At 42.2% G+C, this 25370-nt stretch carries 22 protein-coding genes and 1 tRNA gene; 9 read left to right on the forward strand and 14 right to left on the reverse strand.

Going from position 1 to position 25370, the window contains the following annotated elements; genetic code table 11:
• Positions 1 to 327: 327 nt before the first annotated feature.
• Positions 328 to 1269 carry a glucosaminidase domain-containing protein gene (locus BUB08_RS15945; protein ID WP_073002905.1) on the reverse strand — a complete coding sequence of 314 codons (942 nt, stop codon included), beginning with the start codon at positions 1267 to 1269 and terminating at the stop codon, positions 328 to 330.
• A gap of 177 nt (positions 1270 to 1446) precedes the next feature.
• Between BUB08_RS15945 and BUB08_RS15950 the strand changes: the two genes are divergently transcribed.
• On the forward strand, positions 1447 to 1929 hold the full coding sequence (locus tag BUB08_RS15950; protein ID WP_073002975.1) for a cytidine deaminase: 483 nt from the start codon (positions 1447 to 1449) through the stop codon (positions 1927 to 1929).
• On the opposite strand, the gene BUB08_RS15955 is transcribed toward BUB08_RS15950, so the two are convergent.
• Both BUB08_RS15955 and panB read right to left on the reverse strand, forming a co-directional pair.
• Entirely contained in the window at positions 1907 to 2623 is a 717-nt protein-coding gene (locus tag BUB08_RS15955; protein ID WP_073002906.1) for an RluA family pseudouridine synthase, read from the reverse strand. The two genes, BUB08_RS15950 and BUB08_RS15955, sit on opposite strands and share 23 nt — an antisense overlap.
• Positions 2624 to 2656: 33 nt before the next feature.
• Positions 2657 to 3472, reverse strand: a complete 816-nt coding sequence (gene panB, locus BUB08_RS15960; RefSeq protein ID WP_073002907.1) for a 3-methyl-2-oxobutanoate hydroxymethyltransferase — start codon at positions 3470 to 3472, stop codon at positions 2657 to 2659.
• Positions 3473 to 3632: 160 nt separating this feature from the next.
• On the opposite strand from panB, the gene BUB08_RS15965 reads away from it, so the two are divergent.
• Entirely contained in the window at positions 3633 to 4925 is a 1293-nt protein-coding gene (locus BUB08_RS15965; protein ID WP_139249750.1) for a hypothetical protein, read from the forward strand.
• 12 nt (positions 4926 to 4937) lie between these two features.
• Here BUB08_RS15965 and mntA read toward each other — a convergent pair whose 3' ends face one another.
• Positions 4938 to 5321: a type VII toxin-antitoxin system MntA family adenylyltransferase antitoxin gene (mntA, locus tag BUB08_RS15970; protein ID WP_073002909.1), complete on the reverse strand. Its 384-nt coding sequence runs from the start codon at positions 5319 to 5321 to the stop codon at positions 4938 to 4940.
• Between the two features lie 26 nt (positions 5322 to 5347).
• Complete coding sequence (locus BUB08_RS15975; protein WP_073002910.1) at positions 5348 to 6457, reverse strand: acyltransferase family protein; 1110 nt, start codon at positions 6455 to 6457, stop codon at positions 5348 to 5350.
• 270 nt (positions 6458 to 6727) lie between these two features.
• Here BUB08_RS15975 and dnaK point away from each other — a divergent pair, with 270 nt between their 5' ends.
• Entirely contained in the window at positions 6728 to 8662 is a 1935-nt protein-coding gene (gene dnaK / locus BUB08_RS15980) for a molecular chaperone DnaK (protein ID WP_073002911.1), read from the forward strand.
• A gap of 436 nt (positions 8663 to 9098) precedes the next feature.
• Here the strand turns inward: dnaK and eno are convergent, their stop codons facing one another.
• The 3 genes from eno to crcB all read right to left on the reverse strand — a co-directional run bounded on the left by eno (position 9099) and on the right by crcB (position 11344).
• The gene (eno, locus tag BUB08_RS15985) at positions 9099 to 10400 is read right to left on the reverse strand and encodes a phosphopyruvate hydratase (RefSeq protein WP_073002912.1); all 1302 of its coding nucleotides are present in this window, start codon (positions 10398 to 10400) and stop codon (positions 9099 to 9101) included.
• 193 nt (positions 10401 to 10593) lie between these two features.
• Positions 10594 to 10953, reverse strand: a complete 360-nt coding sequence (locus BUB08_RS15990; RefSeq protein WP_073002913.1) for a DUF190 domain-containing protein — start codon at positions 10951 to 10953, stop codon at positions 10594 to 10596.
• A gap of 10 nt (positions 10954 to 10963) precedes the next feature.
• On the reverse strand, positions 10964 to 11344 hold the full coding sequence (gene crcB, locus BUB08_RS15995) for a fluoride efflux transporter CrcB (protein ID WP_073002914.1): 381 nt from the start codon (positions 11342 to 11344) through the stop codon (positions 10964 to 10966).
• A 57-nt stretch (positions 11345 to 11401) separates the two neighbouring features.
• Here crcB and dacB point away from each other — a divergent pair, with 57 nt between their 5' ends.
• Positions 11402 to 12847: a D-alanyl-D-alanine carboxypeptidase/D-alanyl-D-alanine endopeptidase gene (dacB, locus tag BUB08_RS16000; RefSeq protein WP_139249751.1), complete on the forward strand. Its 1446-nt coding sequence runs from the start codon at positions 11402 to 11404 to the stop codon at positions 12845 to 12847.
• A 24-nt stretch (positions 12848 to 12871) separates the two neighbouring features.
• On the opposite strand, the gene BUB08_RS16005 is transcribed toward dacB, so the two are convergent.
• From BUB08_RS16005 to arcC, 3 genes are read right to left on the reverse strand one after another with little or no spacing between them, the layout of a single operon-like run.
• Entirely contained in the window at positions 12872 to 14026 is a 1155-nt protein-coding gene (locus BUB08_RS16005; protein WP_073002916.1) for a hypothetical protein, read from the reverse strand.
• A gap of 44 nt (positions 14027 to 14070) precedes the next feature.
• Positions 14071 to 15069 (reverse strand): ornithine carbamoyltransferase, encoded by a 999-nt coding sequence (gene argF / locus BUB08_RS16010; RefSeq protein WP_073002917.1) that lies wholly within the window; start codon positions 15067 to 15069, stop codon positions 14071 to 14073.
• 12 nt (positions 15070 to 15081) lie between these two features.
• Entirely contained in the window at positions 15082 to 16062 is a 981-nt protein-coding gene (gene arcC, locus BUB08_RS16015) for a carbamate kinase (protein ID WP_073002918.1), read from the reverse strand.
• Positions 16063 to 16329: 267 nt separating this feature from the next.
• Between arcC and BUB08_RS16020 the strand changes: the two genes are divergently transcribed.
• Both BUB08_RS16020 and BUB08_RS16025 read left to right on the forward strand, forming a co-directional pair.
• Entirely contained in the window at positions 16330 to 18744 is a 2415-nt protein-coding gene (locus BUB08_RS16020; RefSeq protein ID WP_073002919.1) for an FtsK/SpoIIIE family DNA translocase, read from the forward strand.
• Positions 18745 to 18753: 9 nt separating this feature from the next.
• A complete protein-coding gene (locus BUB08_RS16025; protein ID WP_073002920.1) occupies positions 18754 to 19404 on the forward strand; it encodes an outer membrane lipoprotein periplasmic chaperone LolA1 in 651 nt (216 codons plus the stop codon).
• Here the strand turns inward: BUB08_RS16025 and aroQ are convergent.
• Positions 19397 to 19816 (reverse strand): type II 3-dehydroquinate dehydratase, encoded by a 420-nt coding sequence (aroQ, locus tag BUB08_RS16030; RefSeq protein ID WP_073002921.1) that lies wholly within the window; start codon positions 19814 to 19816, stop codon positions 19397 to 19399. The two genes, BUB08_RS16025 and aroQ, sit on opposite strands and share 8 nt — an antisense overlap.
• 136 nt (positions 19817 to 19952) lie before the next feature.
• On the opposite strand from aroQ, the gene xerD reads away from it, so the two are divergent.
• The 3 genes from xerD to BUB08_RS16045 all read left to right on the forward strand — a co-directional run bounded on the left by xerD (position 19953) and on the right by BUB08_RS16045 (position 22022).
• Positions 19953 to 20852 carry a site-specific tyrosine recombinase XerD gene (gene xerD, locus BUB08_RS16035; protein WP_073002922.1) on the forward strand — a complete coding sequence of 300 codons (900 nt, stop codon included), beginning with the start codon at positions 19953 to 19955 and terminating at the stop codon, positions 20850 to 20852.
• A 163-nt stretch (positions 20853 to 21015) separates the two neighbouring features.
• Positions 21016 to 21771: a tRNA pseudouridine(38-40) synthase TruA gene (gene truA / locus BUB08_RS16040; protein WP_073002923.1), complete on the forward strand. Its 756-nt coding sequence runs from the start codon at positions 21016 to 21018 to the stop codon at positions 21769 to 21771.
• 178 nt (positions 21772 to 21949) lie between these two features.
• A tRNA-Trp gene (locus BUB08_RS16045) sits at positions 21950 to 22022 on the forward strand.
• 141 nt (positions 22023 to 22163) lie between these two features.
• On the opposite strand, the gene BUB08_RS16050 is transcribed toward BUB08_RS16045, so the two are convergent.
• The gene (locus BUB08_RS16050; protein WP_073002924.1) at positions 22164 to 23984 is read right to left on the reverse strand and encodes an ABC transporter ATP-binding protein; all 1821 of its coding nucleotides are present in this window, start codon (positions 23982 to 23984) and stop codon (positions 22164 to 22166) included.
• Complete coding sequence (purB, locus tag BUB08_RS16055; protein WP_073002976.1) at positions 23985 to 25331, reverse strand: adenylosuccinate lyase; 1347 nt, start codon at positions 25329 to 25331, stop codon at positions 23985 to 23987.
• Between the last annotated feature and the right edge of the window lie 39 nt (positions 25332 to 25370).

The following is a 25370-nucleotide window of genomic DNA, read 5'->3' on the forward strand; positions in this document are numbered from 1 at the left end:
TCTTGTGACTTTTTGATGAGAAAGTTGCGGTGATACCAAACGGAAAATATTTCCTGCAACAAGTGCGGGAAACATCTTTTTCGGGAGTTTTAGGATGGTTCTTAAAACTTCTATCCCCCATTTCATGCGCTAAAGGTAGAAAGAATTTTGTGAACCAAATTCAAATTGCCAGGTTGTTTTTTACCCGGAGCATGAATTTTAAAAGAAGATTTACATTGTTCTTTTAATGCCGTTTTATAAGCGAAAAAAGCATAACCCGTTCAAATACAAAAACGTCGGTTAATGCGTTGCTTTTAGGTGTTGTTTCTGTTTTTGCAGCAGAAGTTTCTAACGTGCAGGCCTTTTTTTGTGCAAATAAATAACCTCTCCGGCTTGCGGTTGCTCTCCCGGTTTCATTCTGTTGCGGCGGTAAAGCGGCTTCAGTTTCAATCCATACATTTGCGAAATAAAGTGCATCGTTTCGCCCTGGGACGCCGTGTGGTATAATTTATCTTTTGACGCCTTTCTGTGTTTTGTTTCAATGTAAACTACTTCATTGGGTTGCGGGCGGTATCCAGCTCCATGGTCGTTAAATTTGTACAGCTCCCATGTTTCAATTCCAAGCGATTGTGCCAGTATTTCGTAGGTGTCGCCTTCGCGGGCAACAACTGCTTTCAGGTCGTTTATTTTGATAATTTGGCGTCCTCCGTACGGATTGATAACCAACTTGTTTGAAATGCCCTTGTGAACCGGAGTATTCCGGGAGTTTACTGTTAACGGACGAATTGTTTGTTTTAGATCGAGCTTGTAAAGCTGGTTGTCTTCAATTATTTTAATAAGCGACTTGTCGTAATGACGTGCGGTTGCGTACCCCGCTTCTTTCAGCCCTTTTGCCCAGCCTTTGTAATCGGTAGGCGGCAAGGTAAACAGGAATGCGTAACGCGGGTTGCTCATCAAAAAATTGGTGTGGTCGATGTACGATTCTTCAACCGATTTGTATTTGCGAAAGCATTCGCCTTTTTCATCATCATCGTAATAGACCCGTTTCCCCGTCCAGCTTCTTTTGCACTTTATGCCGAAATGGTTATTGGATTTTCGGGAAAGCTCGCTGTTTCCGTTTCCCGACTCAAGTACGGCCTGGGCCATTTTTATACTTGCAGGAATTCCGCTGCGACCCATCTCTTCAATGGCAAGTAGCTGATATCTTAGAATATACTGCTCCCTTGACATTTGAGCCTGTGCCGTAAAAACGATTGTAATAAATAGAAATATGATGAATCCCTGCTTCATTGCTACTTTGTTTTTCAGATTTTGATGCCTAAAATAGGCGGTTTCTGATTGCTGTGGTAGTAAAATGCCAATGTTTTATGAACATCTTTACGTGAATATCACTTTTGTGCTGCTTTTGTTTTGCTTTTTGCTCCTGCACTACATTATAAAATTGTACTTTTGAACAAAATCATTAATATGCGAACGAAAGAATTGCGGATTTTCGTATATGAATATTCCTCGGTTTCGGAGTTACCCGAGGCCGATCAAAAGCTTGTTTTGGCTGCACGCGAAGCTTCCGACAGGGCATACGCTCCGTACTCCCGCTTTAATGTAGGAGCAGCGTTACTTTTGGAAAATGGCGAGGTGGTTACCGGAAATAATCAGGAGAATGCTGCATTTCCGTCCGGACTGTGTGCAGAACGCGTTGCGCTTTTTTATGCGCAGGCAACTTTTCCTGATGTAGCTGTAAAAGCAATTGCTGTAACTGCATATGGCGACCGCGGATTGGTAGATGATTCGGTAAAACCTTGCGGTTCCTGCCGCCAGTCAATGGTTGAGACGGAAATCAGGCAAAAACATTCCATCCGTATTATTTTAGACGGTAAGAAAAAAATTCAGATTTTCGACGGGATTGATAATTTACTTCCGTTTGCCTTTAAACCGGAATCACTGGACTAAACTGGTTTTCGCGAAAAAGCTTTACAAATTCGTTCCAGACTTTATCATCCGGCGGTTCTGCAATAATAGTTATCGGCGTTTTCTTTACCGGATGCATAAATTCCAGCTTCCGGGCATGCAAATGAATTCCCTTGTCGTTGTTGGCACGTGGAAATCCGTATTTCAAATCGCCTTTTATTTTCAGATTTATTGTTCCCAGTTGCACCCTTATTTGGTGATGTCTGCCGGTAAATAAACTGATTTCCAGAAGATGGTATCGCTCGATGCTTGCCACATGGCGGTAGGTTAGTCGCGCATACTTTGCTCCCGGCACCGGCTTGGAATAAGCGTAGCTTTTGTTTTGTTCCTGATTTTTTTTGAGATAATGTTCCAGCGTGTCGGTGTGTCTTGGCGGACGTTTGTTTACCACGGCCCAGTATGTTTTGCTAATAGAATCACGTTCCGAAAACATCTTGTTGAGCCGTTCCAGTGCCTTTCCTGTTTTTGCCAGCAGCACAATGCCGCTGGTTGGCCTGTCGAGGCGGTGGGGAAGACCAACGAAAACATTGCCCGGCTTGTTGTATTTGTTTTTCAGGTAGTCTTTCATGTCATCCACCAGCGTTCGCTCCCGGGTAATATCAGACTGAACCAGCTCTCCGCAGGCTTTGTTAACGGCAATGATATGGTTGTCTTCGTAAAGTATTTCCACCTTCACAGTTTAAGCGCCGAGCACAAGGCTCAGGCGGATTTAGTATTGTTCTTTTTCGTTGGGAAAATCCATCGACTTTACATCTTCAATGTAATTGCCAACCGCACCCTTAATTTCGGCTGCCAGGTTGTGGTAGCGACGCAGAAAACGTGGCGAAAACTTTTGGGTGATCCCCAGCATGTCGTGGAGAACCAGTACTTGTCCGTCTACGCCTCCTCCGGCGCCAATTCCGATAACGGGAATTTTAAGTTCGCTGGCTACCTGTTTTCCCAGTGCTGCCGGAATTTTTTCCAGTACAATGGCAAAACAACCTGCCTCTTCCAGTAATTTGGCATCGTGCATTAACTTTTCAGCCTCTTCTTCTTCTTTGGCTCTTACTGTATAAGTTCCGTATTTGTGAATGGATTGCGGCATCAATCCGAGATGCCCCATAACCGGTATTCCTGCCGATAAAATTCGGTTTGTAGATTCAATAATTTCTGCCCCGCCCTCGAGTTTTACAGCATCTGCAGCAGTTTCTTTCATTATTCGGATGGCAGAATTGAGTGCTTCGCGTGAGTTTCCCTGGTATGTGCCAAAAGGAAGGTCAATTACAACCAACGCGCGTTTTACCGCCCGTACCACAGACGAGCCGTGGTAGATCATTTGGTCGAGGGTAATGGGTAATGTGGTTTCGTGCCCGGCCATTACGTTGGACGCCGAGTCGCCCACGAGAATAATATCGATTCCTGCTTCATCTACTAAACTGGCCATGCTGTAATCATAAGATGTCAACATGCTTATTTTTTCACCCCTCAGTTTCATTTCTGATAACCGGTGCGTGGTTACCCTTTTTATTTGGCTTTGTACTGACATTTTTCTTTAATTCAGAATTGGCTACAAAAATAGCCAAAGGATTTGCCACTGCAAAATAGTTTTTTTGCAATGAATTCTATTCACTTAACTTTTATTAACCACAGCTGGTTTGGGATTGCAGGAAGTTTCTTTAATTTGTCTTTTAATAATGATTCAGAATATGAGAAAGTTTTTGGCAAGTGTTCTTTTGGTAATTATTGGTTCATTCATGTTTTTTGTGGAAACTCAGGCACAAAGTTTTGCTGACAGTTCTGCTTTGTACTTTTTTATTAAGCGTGAACTGAATACCGGTGCTGTTTTTTCCTTTGACTCCGGAAGGGAAGAGTACCGTACCGAAAAGTTTCGGAATTTTGAAGAACTCACAAAAGGAATGGCCAGTTTCCGGTGGGAGAGCCGCAATTGGATTTTTTTGCCATACCGTCAGGAGGCCTGGAACATTGCATTTGAAGCCGGCCCTTATTTGGGAAAAGGAGATTGGATTGACAGTTCGGCTGTTCAGTCGATTGATGCGGAGCAAAAACTGGTAGGAGTGGGAACAAATGTTCAGGCAAATTATACCGCCCGATTTTATTTCGACCGAAAAAATTATACACTGGTGAGTGTGAACGCGTGGGGAACTTATGATTTGTTTAAACGGAAAACAGAAGGTTCTCTTACTGATACAAATCAGGCAATATTTCCATATAATCAGGAGTCAGAACTCTCGAAGTTACGGTATGGCCTTCGGGCAAAAGCCGGTTGGGGAATTGGACGGGTAGTGCCGATGAACCATTACATGACTGCCGCCTGGTTATTGGAAAAGTACTATCCGGGAAGGCTTTTTTCTGATGCCGAAATTATGAAAGTGGCTCGCGAAATTGCCCGGATTAAGCACCAACGCGATGTGCGTGCAGGGCACTTTGCAGACCAGGAATGGGAGCAGTTTTCCGATTTTCTGAAAGAAAAACTGTTTTTGAAAAGACCCGAAGCCAGTTTGGCCGATTGGGAATTGTCGGAGATTCGAACGCGTTTCAGTGGTTCACGGGTTGAGTTTGGACCGTTTTTTAACTATTTCAACCGCGAACCCGATTTTGTTTACGGAGGTTACGTGAGGTACGAAAATCAGAAATATTGCAGCCATAAATGGAACAGGAATATAAGTGCCGGACTAAGCTATAACAGCTACAAAAGAACCGACTGGATTTTGCTGGAAACCGATTTGGGCTGGAGCTGGTATCCCAATCTCAGGGCAGAATACGGATTCGGATTGAAATATCTTCCGGGAGTGGCAGTTCCCAGTCTTGATGAGATGGGGCCAATCAGGCATAATTTTATTCCTTATTTACAACACTTCAGCCAGGTCAATTCAAAAATTAGAATTGAAACAACACTGGCCTGGCGCATTGCTTCCACTGAACAATTTATTCTGCCCGGGCCGGAGTTAAGTGTTTCGGTATACAGAAGCCGGTATTAGCTGCCTTGTTTGTTATTTTGAGCCTGTCATCCGCAGGTTAATTCCGCTAATATCTGCGTACATAGAATAGGTAACCATCTCAAATTTGTCGCACTCGTAACTATTGCCAGAGTAAATTTGTTTTCCGGCTTTTAAAATTTCTGCCCGTAAAACAACAGATGCTTCTTTTAAATCTATCAGATCGATATTAATATCGATCAACGTTGCCAGTGCTTTTTGCATATCTCTGCGGTCTGCCACTGAAATTTTATCAGGGGACAGAAATGCCAATTCCAGGTCACTCTGAGAAGTGTGTAAATCTGTTGCGTAACTTCCAAAAACGTATAGTCCGGAAAGGTTATCAAACCTCTCTCGTAGAAAATCTATGATTTTTGTTTCTAACTCTCTGTCTAACATACTTGTCTAATTGTTAAATGTGCCTTTTAAACCCGTATGAAGATTTTCTTTTTGTACATAAAATAGAGCACCAGCCAAATTACCGCGAGGTTACCGACAATCAAAAGCACGTTGCCATTTTCGCCTAGTGGTTTTGCCAGCCATCCGAGGAAAAATCCTGTTATGCGTGAAACATCAACAATGCGGGCAAAAAGATAGACAAAGATAGAGTTCATTCCGATTACCTGGAAATAAAAAGCCCATTTTTTGAATCCCCAATGATCAATAATCAGATAAAATAAAGCCATCAGTAAAAAACTAATGCCACCTGTAAGCAGATTGAACGGGGAGGTCCAGCAGCTTTTTATAATCGGATAAAATGTAGACAGAATAAGCGCCAAAACAATACTTGTAACGCCGGCAGCAGATAAATATCCCAATTTCTGCCAGTCGTTGGTTTTTTTGCTGCGTAATATACTTCCGGCAAAAGTTCCCATCAAAGTAATTCCTGTTGCCGAGAGGCTGCAAAGAATCCCCTCAGGGTCGAAAGTTCCGCCGTGAAGCCGTCCCGGAAGAAGCATCCTGTCGATGTATCCGTTTATGCATCCTTCGGGCGTTAAAATTCCTGCTCCAACTCCCGGAACCGGAATGAGCAACTGAATTATTCCAATGCCGGTTAAAATACTAGCCAGCCAGATTAATCGGCTGCGGATTGAACGGAAATAGATGACAATAACAGCTGCAAAAAAGTATGCAGTACCGATTTGTCCGAGCACACTTGCAATTCGTCCGTCTTCAAAACCATTACGAAAAGTTCCGTTATATAAAATACCCAAAACGATAAGCAGAATGAAACGTTTAAATGTTTTGACAAGAAGCTTTCGCTGAGGAACATTTTTTTCCAGTTTTGAAATGATTGAAAATGGAATGGCCACGCCCGAGATGAACATGAACAGCGGGAAAATCAGGTCGTAGAAATGAAATCCGTCCCACTTAACATGGCGCATTTGACTTTCAAGCCAGTCGGCACCAGTTATTTGCGAGAGTGTTACTACTAAAAGGCCTCCGCCTGTAATCCAAAACATGTCAAATCCGCGAAGAGCATCAAGAGAATGGAGTCGTTTCCGGGGTTCGGTACGTGTAGGTTTTGTTGTCATATTATTGATGATTGAAAGTCCGAAAATAGCAAACTTTTTTGTGTAATTGAAATAATAGGTCTGCTTTTCCGGCCAACGGGGTTAAAATACAATTCTGCCTTTTTGTCACCGGGTTTTGACAGAAGTTTTCGCTAATTTTTATCTGGTTGTGTCATATTTTCGGATCGTTTGTCAATTTCTCCGGTGGCACAGTCATTGATATTCAGGGTTCAGTTTTTAGTGAAATTTCTGAAAAGAAAAATTTAAACAGTAACGAAATAAATTATTAAAATGGGAAAAATAATTGGAATCGACTTAGGGACTACCAACTCATGTGTGGCAGTTATGGAAGGTAACGAACCTGTGGTGATACCCAATAGCGAAGGAAAACGCACGACACCTTCAATTGTTGCTTTTGTTGAAAATGGAGAACGTAAAATCGGAGACCCAGCAAAAAGGCAGGCGATTACCAATCCTACAAAAACGGTTTTTTCAATCAAACGTTTCATGGGCGAATCGTTTGACAGAATGAACAAAGAAGTTCAACGTATACCTTATAAAGTAGTAAAGGGAGACAATAATACGCCGCGTGTTCAGATTGACGACCGCAAATATTCGCCTCAGGAAATTTCTGCTATGGTTTTGCAGAAAATGAAAAAAACAGCCGAAGATTACCTGGGACAAGAAGTAAGTGAAGCGGTTATTACCGTTCCTGCATATTTTAGCGATTCACAACGTCAGGCAACCAAAGAAGCCGGAGAAATCGCCGGATTGAAAGTTCGCCGTATCATCAACGAACCTACCGCTGCATCGTTGGCCTATGGTTTGGATAAGATGGACAAAGACATGAAAATTGCCGTGTTCGACCTTGGTGGAGGAACATTCGATATCTCTATTCTGGAATTAGGTGACGGTGTGTTTGAAGTGAAATCGACCGATGGTGATACTCACCTTGGTGGTGACGACTTTGACCACGTTATTATTGACTGGCTGGCAGACGAATTTCTGAAAGACGAAGGAGTTGATTTGCGACGTGACCCAATGGCTTTGCAGCGTTTGAAAGAAGCCGCAGAAAAAGCTAAGATCGAATTGTCAAGCTCAACTCAGACTGAAATCAACCTGCCATATATTATGCCGGTTGACGGAATTCCAAAACACCTTGTAAAAACACTGACTCGTTCAAAATTTGAACAATTGGCTGATACATTAATTAACGCCACCATCGAACCATGTAGAAAAGCGTTAAAAAATGCAGGTTTAACAGCCAGCGACATCGACGAAGTGATTTTGGTGGGTGGTTCTACCCGTATTCCTGCTGTTCAGGATAAAGTAAAAGAATTCTTTGGTAAAAGCCCGTCGAAAGGTGTAAACCCGGATGAAGTTGTTGCCGTGGGTGCTGCAATTCAGGGTGGTGTTCTTACCGGTGAAGTTAAAGATGTTTTGTTGCTTGACGTAACTCCGCTTTCGTTAGGTATTGAAACCATGGGTGGTGTAATGACCAAATTGATTGAGGCCAATACTACCATTCCTACAAAAAAATCTGAAACATTTACCACGGCTGCCGACAACCAGCCTTCAGTTGAAATTCATGTGTTGCAGGGTGAACGGCCAATTGCCTCGGGCAATAAAACCATCGGACGTTTCCACCTCGATGGAATTCCGCCAGCCCCACGTGGTATACCGCAAATTGAAGTTACATTCGACATCGATGCCAACGGTATTTTGAATGTTCATGCTAAAGATAAAGCAACCGGCAAATCACAGTCAATTCGTATTGAAGCTTCTTCCGGCTTGTCAGAAGACGAAATCAAACGAATGAAGCAGGAAGCTGATGCCAATGCCGAAGCCGACAAACAGGCCAAAGAAAAAGCCGATAAAATGAACCAGGCTGACAGTTTGATTTTCCAGACAGAAAAACAACTGAAAGAGTATGGCGATAAGATTCCGGCTGATAAAAAGAAACCAATTGAAGATGCTTTGGCAAAACTGAAAGAAGCACATAAAAGTCAGGATTTAGCTGCCATTGACACAGCAATGAATGAACTGAATACAGTGTTCTCGGCTGCATCGCAGGAAATGTACAATGCTTCGCAGGCTCAGGGTGGCGCACAACAAGGTGGTGCTCAGCAAGGCCCACAGGCTGATGCAAATGCCGGGCAGTCACAGAACAACGGTTCAAAAGACGATGGCGAAGTAACCGATGTAGACTTTGAGGAAGTCAAATAAATAGAGATTAACAACGTATTTAATACGTCACAAAATCGCGGTGAAATACTTTTTTACCGCGATTTTTGTTTTTAGAAATGTGGCAAATGCTTTTTCGAAAGCTGTGTGTCGGAATCTGGAAAGCCGACTTTTGTTAGTGTGCCACTTTATTATTCTTATCTGTTTAGCGAGGCCGGTGCATGCAGGAATGTTTTATTGGGAAGAGGTTGTTTGTACAAAGAAATGTTTTTTTCGATGCAACCGCAAGAAGCTCATTAAAGCCATAAATAGGTGACCAATAGTTGTCGAACTTTCTTTTGCAGCAGATTTTTTTTATGCAATAACAGCATCGTATTTGAGCATTATTCCAAAAGTGTATAAAAAAAGCCGTCTCAAAACAAATTTTAAGACGGCCTTTTTATTTGGTAATCACACTATGCGTGTGAAGGAATATTCATTATTTCCTGTATACTTTTTTGTACCCGTAAATAGCGCTTGCGCCCAGTTCTTCTTCGATGCGGAGTAACTGGTTGTATTTAGCCATACGGTCTGAACGGCTCAATGAACCTGTTTTGATCTGTCCTGAGTTGGTAGCAACTGCGATGTCGGCAATGGTTGAGTCTTCAGTTTCGCCTGAGCGGTGTGAAGTAACTGAAGTATAACCAGCGCGGTGTGCCATTTCAATTGCATCTAATGTTTCGGTTAAAGTACCAATCTGGTTAACTTTAATCAGGATAGAGTTGGCAGCACCAAGTTCGATACCTTTTTTCAGGTATTCAACGTTGGTAACAAACAGGTCGTCGCCAACCAACTGGCATTTGTCGCCAATTTTGTTGTTCAGCAATACAAAACCGTCCCAGTCTGCTTCGTTCATTCCGTCTTCGATAGAATCGATAGGGAATTTAGAAATCAGTTCTTCCAGGTAAGCAGCTTGTTCTTCGCTGTTACGTTTTGCAGCGCCTTCGCCTTCAAATTTTGTGTAATCGTATACTCCGTTAACATAGAATTCAGAAGCAGCACAGTCAAGGGCAATGGAAACATCGCCACCGTCTTCTGCGCGGCCTGGTTTGTATCCAGCTTTTTTAACGGCTTCGATAATGCTGTTCAAAGCATCTTCTGTTCCGTCGAGAGCAGGAGCAAAACCACCTTCGTCGCCAACTGCTGTTGACAAGCCGCGGTCGTGCAATACTTTTTTCAGTGCGTGGAATACTTCAGCACCCATACGCAAGCCTTCGCGGAAAGAAGAAGCGCCAATCGGACGAATCATGAATTCCTGGAATGCAATAGGAGCATCAGAGTGAGAACCGCCGTTGATGATGTTCATCATTGGAACAGGTAAAGTTTTTGCGTTTGCACCACCAATGTAACGGTACAAAGGCAGACCTGAATATTCGGCAGCTGCTTTGGCACATGCCAGTGAAACACCTAACATGGCGTTTGCGCCTAATTTTGATTTGGTTTTTGTACCATCCATTTCCAGCAGTTTGCTGTCGATGGCAACCTGGTTGGTTGCATCCATTCCTACCAGTTCTTTGGCAATAATATCGTTTACGTTTGCAACTGCTTTCAGAACACCTTTTCCTGAGTAACGACTTTTGTCGCCGTCGCGCAATTCAAGCGCTTCGTTTTCACCTGTAGACGCTCCGGACGGAACGGCTGCACGGCCAAATGCTCCGCTTTCAAGAAGCACTTCTACTTCAATTGTCGGGTTCCCACGTGAGTCCAGAATTTCTCTTGCCTTAATGTCGCTAATTAACATGATAACTTGTTTTTTTATTGTTTAACTTCTACTTGTTTTAGTCAGAAAATCAATAAGTTGCATAGATTTTCAGAATGCCGTTCAAAGATAAGAAAAATGTTCTGTTTCCATTATCTTCTCGTTGCATAAGGTTTGTTATATTTCATATAGGGTTAACCTGAATTTTGATAGAATAGTTAATAACCCTGTGTTTTTATTTTCTGTATTTTTGTCCTACCTCGTACCGGAGTACATCCAGCTTTTGTAAGGTAATCAGTCCGCCTTTTTGGCTTTCGTCCATCATTTCGTTTATTCGGACTGCAAAGTTGGTCAGCTTTTCAACCGAATCAACAATTTCTATGGCAACCGGCATGTCGCTCGAAAGTGCAAATATTTTCATGGTGTGTACCGAATGACTGGCGCCAAACGACATAATTCCTTTAAAAACAGTAGTGCCGGCCATGCCTGTTTTTCGGGCTTCAAACACAATCTCTTCGAACAACGGGCGCCCGTGTATTTTGTCTGATTCGCCTACGTAAATTTTTAGTATCCCGGCCTGGCTTTCTATTTTCATAGTTTGAATTTTAAAAGATTAAACGAACGAGAATAACTCCAAGATATACGGCTAAAATTCCGAGGAATAAGTTTCCTCCCACATTCAGGAGCAGCGAGCCCCACGCCTTATCGCTTAACATAGAGAAGTTATTGTAGGCAAAAGAAGAGAAGGTGGTAAAACCGCCACAAATTCCCACTGCCAGAAAAATCCGCCATTCAGCGCTCAGCAGGTTTCCTTTTTCGGCAAGGGCAAATACTACTCCTATTATAAAACTACCTGCAATGTTGGCGACAAAAGTTCCCCACGGAAAAGTGCTGGTAAGCGTTTTTTCTACGTAATACTGCACCAGGTAGCGCATCACACTTCCAATAAATCCTCCACTACCTACCAATAATATTGTTCTTAACATGCGGTTGTTTTTTGATCTCTCGTATTCTGTTATTTTTGGGTGGTAAAAGTAACAAAAATGAAAGTACGTTTTTTTTTGGCCATTGGTTTTCTTTTTATCTGGGCTCCGGCGTTTACCCAGACATCGTTCGAAAAACAACTTCAGAATTTTTTGGAGCAACCAGCATACAGAAATGCTTCGGTTGGAATTCAGGTTGTTGAATCGGCTACCGGCAAAACCTTTTTTGAACACAACCCCGAACAGCTTTTTATCCCGGCTTCGGTATTGAAAGTTGTTACGTCGGCTGCAGCACTCGAAATTCTTGGCGCCGATTACCATTTTAAAACCAAGCTCGGTTATTCCGGAAAAATTGAAAACGGAGTGCTGAAAGGCAATCTTGTAATTGTTGGCGGGGGAGATCCGAGCCTCGGTTCAGAATATTTTAGAAATTATTATCCGGCGTCGGGATTTTTGGAAACGTGGGCCGCGCAGGTGAGGGCTGCCGGCATACAAAAAGTTGAAGGGCACCTTGTTTTGGACTGCTCGTTGTACGACACCGAACCGGTTCCGCCAACCTGGATTTGGGAAGACATGGGAAATTACTACGGTGCAGGTGCCAGTGCACTTACGTTTTACGACAATCTTTTTCGAATCAGTTTTCGCTCGCAACCGAAAGCCGGTCTACCCACAGAAATTGTTGCAATGCGCCCTCAGATAAAAGGACTCACAATGCGAAACGAAGTTCTGTCGTCAGACAGCAACCGGGATTTGGCTTATGTTTTTGGAAGTCCGTTTGACGGAGACCGGGTAGTGAGAGGCACTATCCCCAAAAACAGGAAAAGCTTTACAATACGAGCTTCAAATCCTTTCCCCGAAAAGCTTTTGGCCGATGATTTTCTGGCTCACCTGGCTCGCAAAGGAATTTTTGTGTCGGGAGATTCAGAAATAAATAAAGTTGAACCTGCAGATTTTAAGTTGATTTACGTGACGGAATCTCCTTCGCTTGCCGAGATTGTGAAAGTGTTGAATCATGAAAGTGTAAATTTGTTTGCCGAACACCTGGTGAAGCAAGTTGCTGCAGAAAAAAACGGAACAGGCACGCGGGAATCAGGATTGAATCTCATCGTTGATTTCTGGAAAAGCAAAGGGCTGGATGTTTCACAGCTTATTATGGAAGATGGCAGCGGCTTGTCTCATTTCAATGCTGTTTCTCCTGCATTTCTTGTGTCAGTGTTGAATTATATGGATCAATCCGGAAGATATTCCGATGATTTTTGGAAGTCTTTGCCATCTGCAGGCAACGGAACTCTTCATTATTTCGACCCCAGGTTGTTTCCTCAAAATTCACTCCGCGCAAAAAGTGGTTCCATGACGCGTGTCCGTTGTTACATCGGTTACATTTCGCCCGAACCTGGAAAGCGGTATTCGTTTTCTGTTATGGTTAACCATTTTTCGGGCTCGCATTTAAACGCAATTGCTGAAATTGAAAAATTACTTTACGAAGTGTATCGTAATGGAAAATGACTTATTTGTTTTGAAGTCAGTTTTCTACAACGATCCCAAGCTGACACCCAGCGAAATCATGAAATAAAAATCACTGCCTCGCGTATGTTTCTTGCCCGAAAGGAATTGGTCGTATCCGATTTGCGGTCGGATAAACAGAAACCCGTCAGGTTCGTACGCAGACTTCGATTTCCATTCTATTAGCATAATGTCGCTTGCAGCACCAACCCCGGCAAGAAAGGAACTGGTTAGGTTGTTTTTCGTGTTGTTTGAATCGTTTTTATCGATTATGTCCGATTGAGAGTTCATCTGATAACCGCCGATAGTGAGAAACGGATAAACCACCAGCCTTTTATTTGAAAACACGGTGCGCCCGATTTTTATTCCGTATTTCAGGCTGCTTACTTTTTGGTCTTTTGTGTGGGTAAGGTCGGTGTCTTTTATTGGCAAATCGATGTTGGAAAACACGCGGTTTACACTTCCGTCGAGGAAAAGCGAAAGGTACAACTGGTTAATGAATCCGTCCATCTCCATGCTTAATACGTGCAGTCGGTTTGTGAATGTCTCGGAAATGTCGCCTGAAAGAAATTCGTTGCCATACCCAAAGGTAAAGTTCATCCTGCCGTTGTTTGTCGTTCTTTTTATACCATTTATAAAATAGGAGTATTCAGAATCAGGGTAGGTTTTCTGGTATTTTTTTACAGACTGGCGAAGCCCGGTTGGATCCTCGCCGGTGTAGTACCTGATGTACATGCTGATAACTTCCTTGTCATATTCCGCAAGCTGGGTATTATCCAAATCTTCTGAAATAAAGGGTATTTCGTTGGTAAGATATTCGTTCAGTCCGGGTGTTATATTTACGCCGGCTACTGTTTTTGTTTTGTCTTCGAGCAGTGTTTCAAAATTTTTCGCGTTGTACAAAAACAACTGGAAATTTCGTGTTGCCAAAGAAAATAGCAATTCCTCAACCGGAAATAGTACGACGTAGCTTTTGTCGGCATTCGATTTTATATAGTTAAGCGTGCTGTTGGCGCTCTGGTGATCTCCTGAAACGGTTTTTTCGAGAATGAGTTTTTTTCCGTTTCGAATCATCATTTCCGTACTGTCGGAGTAGGACATGATTTCTTTTAACAGATCGTTTTGCGAATAAACAACTGTTGCCACCAAAACAAGCAGCGAGGCAATTACAAATTTTTTCATGCCTTAAGAACTGGATTTTTGAAGTGTTATTACAATAGTTTATATTATGCCAGCGTGGCAACCATAACTGCTTTTATGGTGTGAAGCCGGTTTTCTGCCTGGTCGAATACAACTGAAGCATCGCTTTCAAAAACCTCTTCGGTGACTTCCATGGCTTCAATGCCGAACTTCTGGTAAATCTCTTCGCCAAGTTTGGTGTCGCGGTTGTGAAAAGCCGGAAGACAATGCAAAAATTTAACGTCCGGATTTTTTGTGAGATCCATCACCGTCTGATTTACCTGGTAAGGTCTCAGTAATTCAATACGTTCTGCCCACACTTCTGCCGGTTCACCCATCGAAACCCAAACATCGGTGTACAAAAAGTCGCAGTCTTTTACGGCTTCTTCCACGTTTTCGGTGATTGAAATTTTTGCCCCGGTTGTGGCTGCAATCTGCCTGCATTGTTCCTGCAATTCTGCAGTTGGCTGGCATTCCTTTGGCGCAGCGGCCCTGAAATCCATTCCCAGTTTAGCTGCTCCCACCATTAATGAGTTTCCCATGTTGTTGTGCGCGTCGCCCAGGTAGCAGAATTTTATTTGAGACAGCGGCTTGTCCGAGTGTTCTTTCATGGTAAGAAAGTCGGCCAGAATTTGGGTGGGATGGAATTCGTTTGTCAATCCGTTCCAGACCGGCACGCCTGCAAACCGGCCCAGCTCTTCCACAATTTCTTGTCCGAATCCGCGGTATTCAATTCCGTCGTACATGCGCCCCAGAACACGCGCTGTGTCTTTCATGGTTTCTTTGTATCCTATTTGCGAACCCGAGGGCCCCAGGTAAGTCACATGTGCGCCCTGGTCAAGTGCCGCTACTTCAAAAGCGCACCGGGTACGGGTTGATGTTTTTTCAAAAATGAGGGCTATGTTTTTCCCTTTTAATGTTGGCTGCTCGGTGCCGGCATATTTTGCTTTTTTTAGCGATTCCGACAGGTCGAGTAAATAATTAATTTCTTTTGCTGAAAAGTCCAAAAGCTTCAGAAAATTCCGGTTTTTTAGATTGAATGCCATCGTATTTCAGTTTTAATATTTTTGTTTTTCAATGTCTTTTTGGTCGTAGTTCATGGTTATTTTGGAGCCGAACGATTTGTCTTCCAGTTTTTTTGCCTCTGTAATCACACTTTTGCTGCCTCCGTTTTTTATGAACTCCAGGCAAGCTTTTATTTTCGGTTCCATTGTACCTTCGGCAAATGTACCTATTTCGAGGTAATTTAAGGTGTCTGCGTAGTTCAGAAATTCCAGCTTTTTTTGAGTAGGTAACCCGTAATCTTTATAAATAAAAGGTACGTCGGTTAAAATGTACAGCTCGTCGGCACCAATGTTTTTTGCCAGTAGCCCCGATGCCCGGTCTTTGTCTATTACTGCATCTACTGTTCGTACGTTGCCGTCTTCGTCGTAATAAACCGGGATTCCACCTCCTCCAGCTGCTATTACGATGTTTCCGTTGTTTACCAGCAGTTCGATGGTTTCTTTGTTGATAATATCGATTGGAACGGGGGAGGGGACAACCCGTCTGAATCCGTTTTTCTCTTTGGTCGACGGCTTAAATATCCAGCTTTTTTCTTCGGCCAAACGCTCAGCTTCTGCTTTGTTGTATGTTTTTCCAACCCGTTTCGAAGGATTCTCAAATGCCGGGTCGTTTTGGTCTACTTCTACCAGGGTTACCATGGTAATCACATTCTTTTTTATGCCGTGTTTGTTCAGCACATTTCGGAGAATGCGCTCAATCATGTACCCGATTCCTCCCTGTGAATCTGCCACACAAATATCCAGTGGCATGGGTGCAATGCTGTACATTTTTTCTCCGGCATCGTTTCGCATCAGAATGTTTCCAACCTGTGGCCCGTTGCCGTGTGTAATTACCAATTCGTATCCGTCTTTAATAAGGTGAACAAGGTTTTCAACCGTGTCGGCAGCATTTTGTTCCTGCTGCTCTATTGTCCCTTCTTCGTTGTTGCGTAACAGGGCATTTCCGCCCAATGCAACCACTGCCAGTTTATTCATGGTTTTATGATTTGATAGGAAACAAACATAAAAAAAGGATAAAATAAATAGATGGATTTTAGTCAGCTTTTTTTGTTTTATATGTGGTTATAAAACAGTATCTTATAAATTTTAAAAATGAGTGGCAAACGGTTGTTAATCCGAAAGAAAAGAGCGGCTTTTGTTTTTAATTTTAATTTTTACCTGTTCCTTTTTTGAACGAGGAAGAAACCGGGAACCTCATTTTTTTGGTTAAATTTGCCGACTAATAAAAACAAGCGAAGCAACATGGCATTTAAAGCAAAAAAGCCCGGAAATTCGAAGCAGCAGAAGAAGAAACAAAAAACGCAGCCTTTTTTTCTGAATGAAAAGTTTAGATTTATTTTGGGAATTTTCATTTTGCTCATATCGGCTTATTTGCTGATTGCCTTTATCTCCTTTTTGTTTTTTGGCGCTGCCGACCAGAGCAAGCTCGACTTGTCGTGGAAAGAACTGGTTTTTAACTCCGATGTGAAAGTTGAAAACAAAGCCGGAAAAACCGGCGCATTTCTTTCTGAAAAATTAATGAATCGCGGTTTTGGCATAGCGTCGTTCCTGTTTATTTATCTGTTTGTGGTAAGCGGGTTTAAAATATTGGGAAGGAATTTGGTGAAATACAGGCGAACAGTAATTTATACACTGTTGACGGTCATCTGGTTTTCTGTGTTTCTAGGATTCGTTTTTCCAAAAACCAGTGCATCCTCTTTTATCTATCCCGGGGGGCAGTACGGTTTTGTGTTAGGAAGCTGGCTAAGCACGCTGATCGGTAAAATTGGTTTATTGTTGCTGCTCTTTATTTCCGGTTTGTCGATTCTCGTCGTCCGTTTCGAAAAAGTATATTCTGCAGTAAAAAATATATTTAAAAGACGGGAGAAGATTGTGGCCGAAGAAGATTCAGAAGAAGACAGCCCGGCAGAAGAGCCTTTGATTTCTGATGATTCGATTTCAAAAGTGATTGACGAGGAAGATAATATAAAGGCGATATTTGAACCGGATGTGGCAGATGAAGAACCCATGGAAATTCAGCGCGCTGAAGAAGAGGAGGTTCATCAGGAAGTTAAGCCGGCGCCGGAAGAAAAAGAAGAGGAAGGTTTGGAGCTGACCGTTCACCATAAAAAGGAAGAGGAAGTTGAAGCGAATTTTACAGGCGAAGGAATGGAAGATTATGACCCGACCCTGGAGCTTTCCAGATTTAAATTTCCTTCTTTGGAATTGCTTGAAGAGCACAGTTCGGGAAACGCGGAGGTGAGTAACGAGGAGCTGCTTGCCAACAAAAATAAAATTGTTGAAACCCTTCGGCATTATAAAATAGAAATTGTAAAAATCAGGGCAACCATTGGCCCTACCATCACGCTGTATGAAATTATTCCGGCGCCGGGTATTCGTATTGCAAAAATAAAGAACCTGGAAGACGATATTGCTTTAAGCCTTGCAGCGTTGGGAATTCGAATAATTGCACCTATTCCGGGGCGCGGAACAATTGGTATTGAAGTGCCAAACCGGAAACCCGAGGTTGTGTCCATGCGGTCTATTCTCAGCTCACGGAAATTTCAGGAAAGCACAGCTGACCTGCCCATTGCTCTGGGGAAAACCATCTCTAACGAAACCTACATGTTCGACCTTACAAAAATGCCGCACATACTGGTGGCAGGTGCAACCGGGCAAGGTAAATCTGTAGGCATTAACGTAATTATTACGTCACTGCTTTATAAAAAGCATCCGTCGCAAATTAAGTTTGTTTTTATCGACCCGAAAAAGGTGGAACTGAACCTCTATTCGGTGCTGGAAAAACATTATCTGGCTAAATTGCCCGACGAAGAGGAGCCGGTTATCACCGATATTCAGAAGGTAAAAAACACTCTGAACTCGTTGAATGTGGAGATGGATCAGCGTTACGATTTGCTGAAAAAGGCGCATGCCCGTAACATAAAAGAATACAACAAGAAATTTATCGGCCGCAGATTGAATCCGGAAAAAGGGCATCGGTTTTTGCCATACATAATTGTGGTTATCGACGAATTTGCCGATTTGATTATGACTGCCGGCAAGGAAATTGAATTGCCGATTGCTCGTATTGCACAGCTTGCAAGGGCAGTGGGTATTCACATGATAATTGCTACGCAGCGTCCGTCTACCAATATTATTACCGGGGTAATTAAGGCCAACTTCCCGGCGCGAATTGCGTTTAAAGTGGCTTCGATGATCGACTCCCGCACAATTTTGGACACGCCCGGTGCCAATCAGTTAATTGGTAAAGGAGACATGCTTATTGCCCAGGGAAGTAATATGACTCGTGTTCAGTGTGCTTTTATTGACACTCCCGAGGTGGAAAATATTTGTACGTTTATTTCGGAACAGCAAGGTTTCCCGAGCGCATTTTTGCTGCCTGAGTATGTGAGCGAAGATGAGGTTGGTCCGGGTGAGGTGGATTTGAACCACCGGGACGAACTGTTTAACGACGCAGCACGAGTGGTAGTTGCAAATCAAATGGGCTCTACTTCCATGATTCAGCGGAAATTTTCCATTGGATATAACCGCGCCGGACGAATTATGGATCAACTGGAGGCTGCCGGAGTGGTAGGCCCCAGCGAAGGAAGCAAGGCTCGCCAGGTTCTGCTTCAGGACGAATACAGTTTGGAACAATTATTGAATAGCTTTAATTAAAATTTTAATATGAAGGGTATTTTTCTTTTTGGCCTGTTTCTGGCTTCTTTTCTTTTAAGTAACGCACAGAAAGATCTTCGGGCCAAACAAATTCTGGAAGAAGTAAGCGAAAAAACGCGCTCGTATAAATCAATTTCTGCTGATTTTGTTTTTTCTATGCAAAATGAGCAAATGGACATTGACGAACGAAACGAAGGTTCCATAAAACTGAAAGGGCAAAAGTATATGGTAGACTTGCCCGAACTTGGGGTGAAGGTTTTTTCTGACGGAAAAACAATATGGAATTATATGAAAGACGGGAACCAGGTTACTATTTCGAACATGGAAGACGGGGGAAGCGACCTGATGGATCCTTCTACTGTGTTTACGATTTACGAGAAAGGATTTCAATCGAAATACATTGGAGAAAAAACTGTAGGAAACAGCGCCTGTGAGCAGATAGAGCTTTTTCCTGACTCTGACGAGTTTCAGGTTTCCAAAATATTACTTTCTCTGGGTAAATCGGACAAGATGATTAAATCGGCTCTTTTGTACGGAACCGACGGGAATATCTACGGAGTTGAAGTTAAAAAGATGGATACTCAAACCGAACTGCCCGATTCATTTTTTATGTTTAACGCCAGTGATTACGACGATGTTGAAGTCATCGATTTCAGGTGAGCAAGTAACTTAAAACAGCCAACCGGTAAGAATCCAGTCCGAATCCCATAATGCAACCACGGCACACGGGGCCAATAAGCGATTTGTGCCTGAAGTCTTCGCGTGTAAGCGTGTTTGATATGTGTACTTCTGTTGCAGGCGTTGTAACCCCGGCAATTGCGTCTCTTATGGCTACCGATGTATGTGTGTATGCTCCTGCATTAATTATAATGCCGTCAGCAGAAAAACCGTATTCGTGAATTTTATCAACCAATTCGCCTTCAATATTCGACTGAAAATAGCTGAAATTGACATCTGGAAAAAGAGTTTTTAACTTTTCATAATAATCCTCAAATTGCTCTGAACCATAAATATTTTGTTCTCTTCTTCCGAGCAAATTTAAATTAGGACCGTTGATAATCAATAAATTCATTTTATTTCAATTTTAATATATTTTATAGTAACTTTAAGTTTATTTAAACGTAGTTTGATTTAAATTATCTATATTCAGGAATAGTTGTTTCAAAATTATTTAAATCACCGGATTTAAAAAATAAAAATTGAAAGATATGAAATGGGAGGAAAGCAAAAAGGGGTTTGAGAATTACCTTAAACTGGAAAAGTCGTTGTCGCAAAATTCCATTGCAGCATACATAAACGACATAAATAAACTGATAGAGTTTCTGGGTAAAAACTTTAAACGAATAGGGCCGGAGAAAGTAAAGTTGAATCACCTGAAGAAGTTTGTGGAATGGCTCAACGAAAAAGGAGTGAGTCCACGTACTCAGGCGCGGACTATTTCTGGAATAAAATCGTTTTATAAATACTTGTTAATCGAGGAAAAAATTTCCAGCGATCCCACTGCATTGCTGGAGTCGCCAAAGATTGGACGCAAACTTCCGGACATACTGTCGATGGAAGAAATTGATACGCTTATTGATGCAGTTGATTTGGAGAAACCCGAAGGCCAGCGGAATAAAGCAATGCTGGAAACGCTTTACAGTTGCGGGCTGCGCGTTTCCGAACTTGTTAATTTGAAAGTGACTAACCTGTTTTTCGAACAGGGATTTATCAAAATAGAAGGAAAAGGCGATAAAGAAAGGCTGGTGCCGGTTAGTAGCCGCGCAGTTGAAGAGATTGGAAAGTATATGAATGGCTATCGCAAACGGTTGAAGATTAGCAAAGAAAGTGAAAATGTTCTGTTCCTGAACCGGAGGGGGAAAAAGCTGAGTCGGGTAATGGTGTTTACCATAATTAAAAACTTGGCGCAGAAAATAAACCTCGATAAAAAGATTAGTCCGCATACTTTCAGACATTCGTTTGCAACCCACCTTATTAATGGCGGCGCCGATTTGCGTGCAGTACAGGAAATGCTGGGGCACGAGTCAATTTTAACTACGGAAATTTATACGCATTTAGACCGTGATTACCTGAAAAGTACAATTCATCAATTTCACCCGAGATCATAGTTTTTTTGAATATAAGAATTTTTAGGGGCTGGATTTTTCCAGCCTTTTTTTATGACTCGGAAAATATTGGCTTTTTTGGGCGAATCAAAAGGTAAAACGGGTTTTTATTATTGGGCGATTTTCGTATTAAAGTTGTTAATTTGTTTTTATTTAAAAGGTCGGAATGCAACGCTACTTTGTTCAACTTAGTTTTAAAGGAACCAATTATCATGGCTGGCAAATTCAGCCTAACGCGCTTTCTGTGCAGGAAACTGTTGAGAAGGCTTTTTCAACCGTTTTACGTGAAGATATATCTGTTACAGGCGCCGGCCGCACGGATACCGGAGTTCATTCTTCGTTTTACATTTTGCATTTCGACGCTTCGAAAAAGATTGAAGATACACAGAAACTGGTATTTCGGATGAACGGATTTTTGCCGCCGGATGTGGCCATTCAGAAAATATGGAGCGTGAACCGGGAAGCACATGCGCGTTTTAGCGCCCTTTCGCGCACATACAAATACTATATTACAACGCAAAAAAGTCCGTTTCAAACCGAGACTTCTTTTTTCTTTCACGGAGAGCTGGATGTTAATAAGATGAACGACGCCGCAAAAAGCCTTTTTGAGTATTCTGATTTTACAAGTTTCAGCAGGTTGCACACAGATGTGAAAACCAATTTTTGCAAAATTTATCGGGCCGAATGGAAAAAGGAAAATGGTACGTTGTGTTTTGAAATTAAAGCCGACCGTTTTTTGCGGAATATGGTTCGCGCAATAGTAGGAACCCTGTTGGAAGTTGGCAAAGGGAAGCTCTCTCTGGAAGGCTTCAAAAAAATAATAGAACAAAAGGACAGAGGTGCTGCAGGCGCTTCGGCTCCTGCTCAGGGGCTTTTCCTTGTTGATGTGGAGTATCCCGAAGAAATTCTTTTGGGAGAATAGTTTCTGGGAATTCGGCTATTGTTTTTCTTTAAAATAGCTGTCATTCAGAATGAAATAATTTTTCTTTTTTCAGATGTTTTTCTATTCAAAAGATAATTGCAGAAAATGGCCATTGCTATTCAAAAAAAGTTTTAGGTAATTTAGAATGAATTACTATATTTGCACTCGCAAAATAAACACGGGTGTAGCTCAGTTGGCAGAGCACTGGTCTCCAAAACCAGGTGTCGGGAGTTCGAGTCTCTCCTCCCGTGCAAGCGAAAAGCGAGGTTCAGCAATATGCAGAGCCTCGCTTGTTTTTTGTGGTCGTATATAAAATGATGTACAGTTTTACTTCAGCCTGTCTCCGTAGAAAAACAAAAAAAGCTGCATCTCTGCAGCCTTTTAACATCTTTTTAAAACATTTGCATTTTGTGCAACTTTCGGTAACGCCCATCTGAAGCCAGCAACTCGTCGTGGGTGCCTTGTTCCACAATTTCCCCTTTATGCAGAACGTAAATAACATCTGCATTTTTGATGGTTGAAAGCCGGTGTGCAATTACCAGTGACGTCCGGTTTTTCATTAGCTTGACCAACGCATCCTGTACAAGGCTTTCCGATTCGGTGTCGAGCGACGAAGTAGCCTCATCAAGAATAAGTATCGGCGGGTTTTTCATTACGGCACGTGCAATGGAAATTCGCTGCTTTTGTCCCCCTGAAAGTTTGTCTCCACGGTCGCCGATTGTGGTTTGATAACCATTTTCAGTATCCATGATAAAATCGTGTGCATTGGCAATTTTCGCGGCATTTATCACCTGCTCCTCGGTAACATTTTTAAGTCCGAACGCAATGTTGTTGTAAAACGAATCGTTGAAAAGAATTGGTTCCTGATTTACATAACCAATGAGGTTGCGCAGGTCTTTCAGTTTCAGATCGCGTAAGTCTGTCCCGTCGAGCATTATTTTTCCGTCCGTTACTTCGTAGAAACGTGGCAGTAAGTCAACCAGTGTGGTTTTTCCGCTTCCAGAACGTCCCACAAACGCGGCTGTTTCACCTTTCTTAATATTCAGCGAGATGTTTTTTAAAACCGGAGTAGAATTGTATGCAAATGATACATTTTGATAAGAAATATCTGAGTGAAAATCTTTAATTGGTGTTGCCTCTGGTTTTTCGACGATTGTTTCCTGCGTGTTCAGAATTTTGTCAATTCGTTCCATCGAAGCCAGTCCTTTTTCTACACTGTACAGTGCCGTTGAAAAAGCTTTTGCCGGGTTTATTATGTTGTAGAAGAAAACAAGGTATCCGATAAATGCGGCTGCATCGAGCGAACTTTTATGGTTTAAAATAAGTTGGCCGCCATACCACAATACAATAATAATAACGGCTGTGCCAAGAAATTCACTCATAGGGTGAGCCAGAAAACGCCTCCACATCAGCTGGTTCATAATGTTGAAGTAGCTTTCGTTTTCCTTTTCGAATCGTTCTTCGGCTTTGTTTTCGGCGTTGAATGCTTTGATAATTCGCAACCCGGAAAGGTCTTCCTCGATTACCGACAGAATTTCACCCATTTTATTTTGTCCTTTGCGGCTCTCTTTCTTCAGGCTTTTGCCAATGCGCCCGATAATGTAGCCGGCAATGGGAAACATCACAAACACAAACAGAGTGAGACTCCAGCTCATGTAAACCATAACCGCAACAGAAACAATAATGAGAATCGGGTTCTTAATCATCATGTCCAGCGAGTTCATTATGGAATTTTCCACCTCGGTAACGTCGCCGGTCATGCGCGCCATTATGTCTCCTTTTCGTTCGTCAGAAAAGAATCCCAACTGCAACTTCAGTATTTTTTTATAAATTCTGGATCGAATATCCCGTACCACGCCATTACGAATAAAAACAATCATGTAATTGGCCAAGTAATAAAAACCTGTTTTCAGAAAAACGGTGATGATAATGAAAATTCCGATGAAAATTAATGCTTTTTCATGGTTGTATTTTATTATCACCTGACTAATCAGGTAGTTCGCATATTCTGAAAACGAAGAAATGCTGTAAGTAAATTCCGGTTTAATTGTTACCAGTTCCTGCGTTCCGAAAAGAATCTGGAGCGAAGGGATGAGCAGCAAAAATGAAAAGGCTCCGAAAATGGCACTCAGAAAGTTGAAAACAATGTTCCATGCCAGTTTCCATTTGTAGGGCGGGATAAACCGTCGAAGGAGATGTATAAAGTCTTTCATTTAAAAAATTCCGGTATAATTTTGCGGTGTAATTTGCTTCAATTCCTTTTTAACAGCGTCATCAACGTTTAATGTATCAATAAAGTTGTGAATGGACTGTTTGTTAATTACCTCATTTTTTCTGGTCAAATCTTTCAGCGCTTCGTATGGATTCGGGAAAAATTCGCGGCGCAAAATGGTTTGAATGGCTTCGGCCACAACCGCCCAGTTTTCTTCCAAATCTTTTTCAATGGTGTGCGGGTTCAGAAGCAATTTTCCCAGCCCTTTTAGTGTTGATTTTATGGCAATAATTGTGTGCCCGAAAGGAACGCCGATAAATCTGGTTGCAGTAGAGTCTGTCAGGTCGCGCTGCAGCCTCGATACCGGAAGCTTCGACGAGAGTTGTTCGAATCCGGCATTGGCAATTCCGATGTTTCCTTCGGAGTTTTCAAAATCGATGGGGTTTACTTTGTGTGGCATGGTGGACGAACCTACTTCGCCTTTTTTAATGCTTTGTTTAAAGTAATTCATCGAAATGTAACTCCACATGTCGCGATTAAGGTCGAGCAGAATATTGTTGATGCGTTTTATGGCATCGAAAATAGCTCCGTAATTATCGTAGTGCGCAATTTGAGTAGTAAACTGAGAGCGCTCGAGCCCCAGCTTTTCTTTGCAAAAAGAGTTGGCAAATTGTTGCCAGTCGATATTTGGGTATGCCACAAAATGTGCGTTGAAATTTCCGGTTGCGCCACCAAACTTTGCGTAACAGGGCAGACTTTTTAGCTGTTCCAACTGAACCTGAATCCGTTCAATAAAAACCCTGATTTCTTTTCCCAACTTGGTTGGAGATGCCGGTTGCCCGTGAGTTTTTGCTAGCATCGGAATGTCTTTCCACTGTGCTGATAATTCTTCGAGCTTATTCGTTAGTTGCTGCAAAAGCGGATAATATTCTTCGGTTAAAGCATGATGAATGGTTAAAGGCAAAGCTGTATTGTTGGCATCCTGCGAAGTGAGTCCAAAATGAATAAACTCTTTGTATTTGGCCAATCCTATTTTGTCGAACTGTTCTTTGATGAAATATTCAACAGCCTTAACATCGTGGTTGGTTACGCTTTCAATCTCTTTTATGCGTTCTGCATTTTCAATGGAAAACTGCTGGTGTATTTCCTTGAGTTTAAGGAGTTGTTCTTTTGTAATATCTTTTAACTGGGGCAGCGGAATTTCGCAAAGCGCCGTAAAATATTCGATTTCTACAAACACACGGTATTTTATCAGGGCATATTCGCTAAAATATTTCCAAAGGTTTTCTACTTTATTCTGATATCTGCCGTCAACCGGCGAAATGGCTGTCAAACTGTTCTGATTCATTTTATTTTTTCTTAAAAAATGCATCGCAAAGGTAGCAAT

The organism is Mariniphaga anaerophila (assembly GCF_900129025.1).
Lineage (GTDB): Bacteria > Bacteroidota > Bacteroidia > Bacteroidales > Prolixibacteraceae > Mariniphaga > Mariniphaga anaerophila.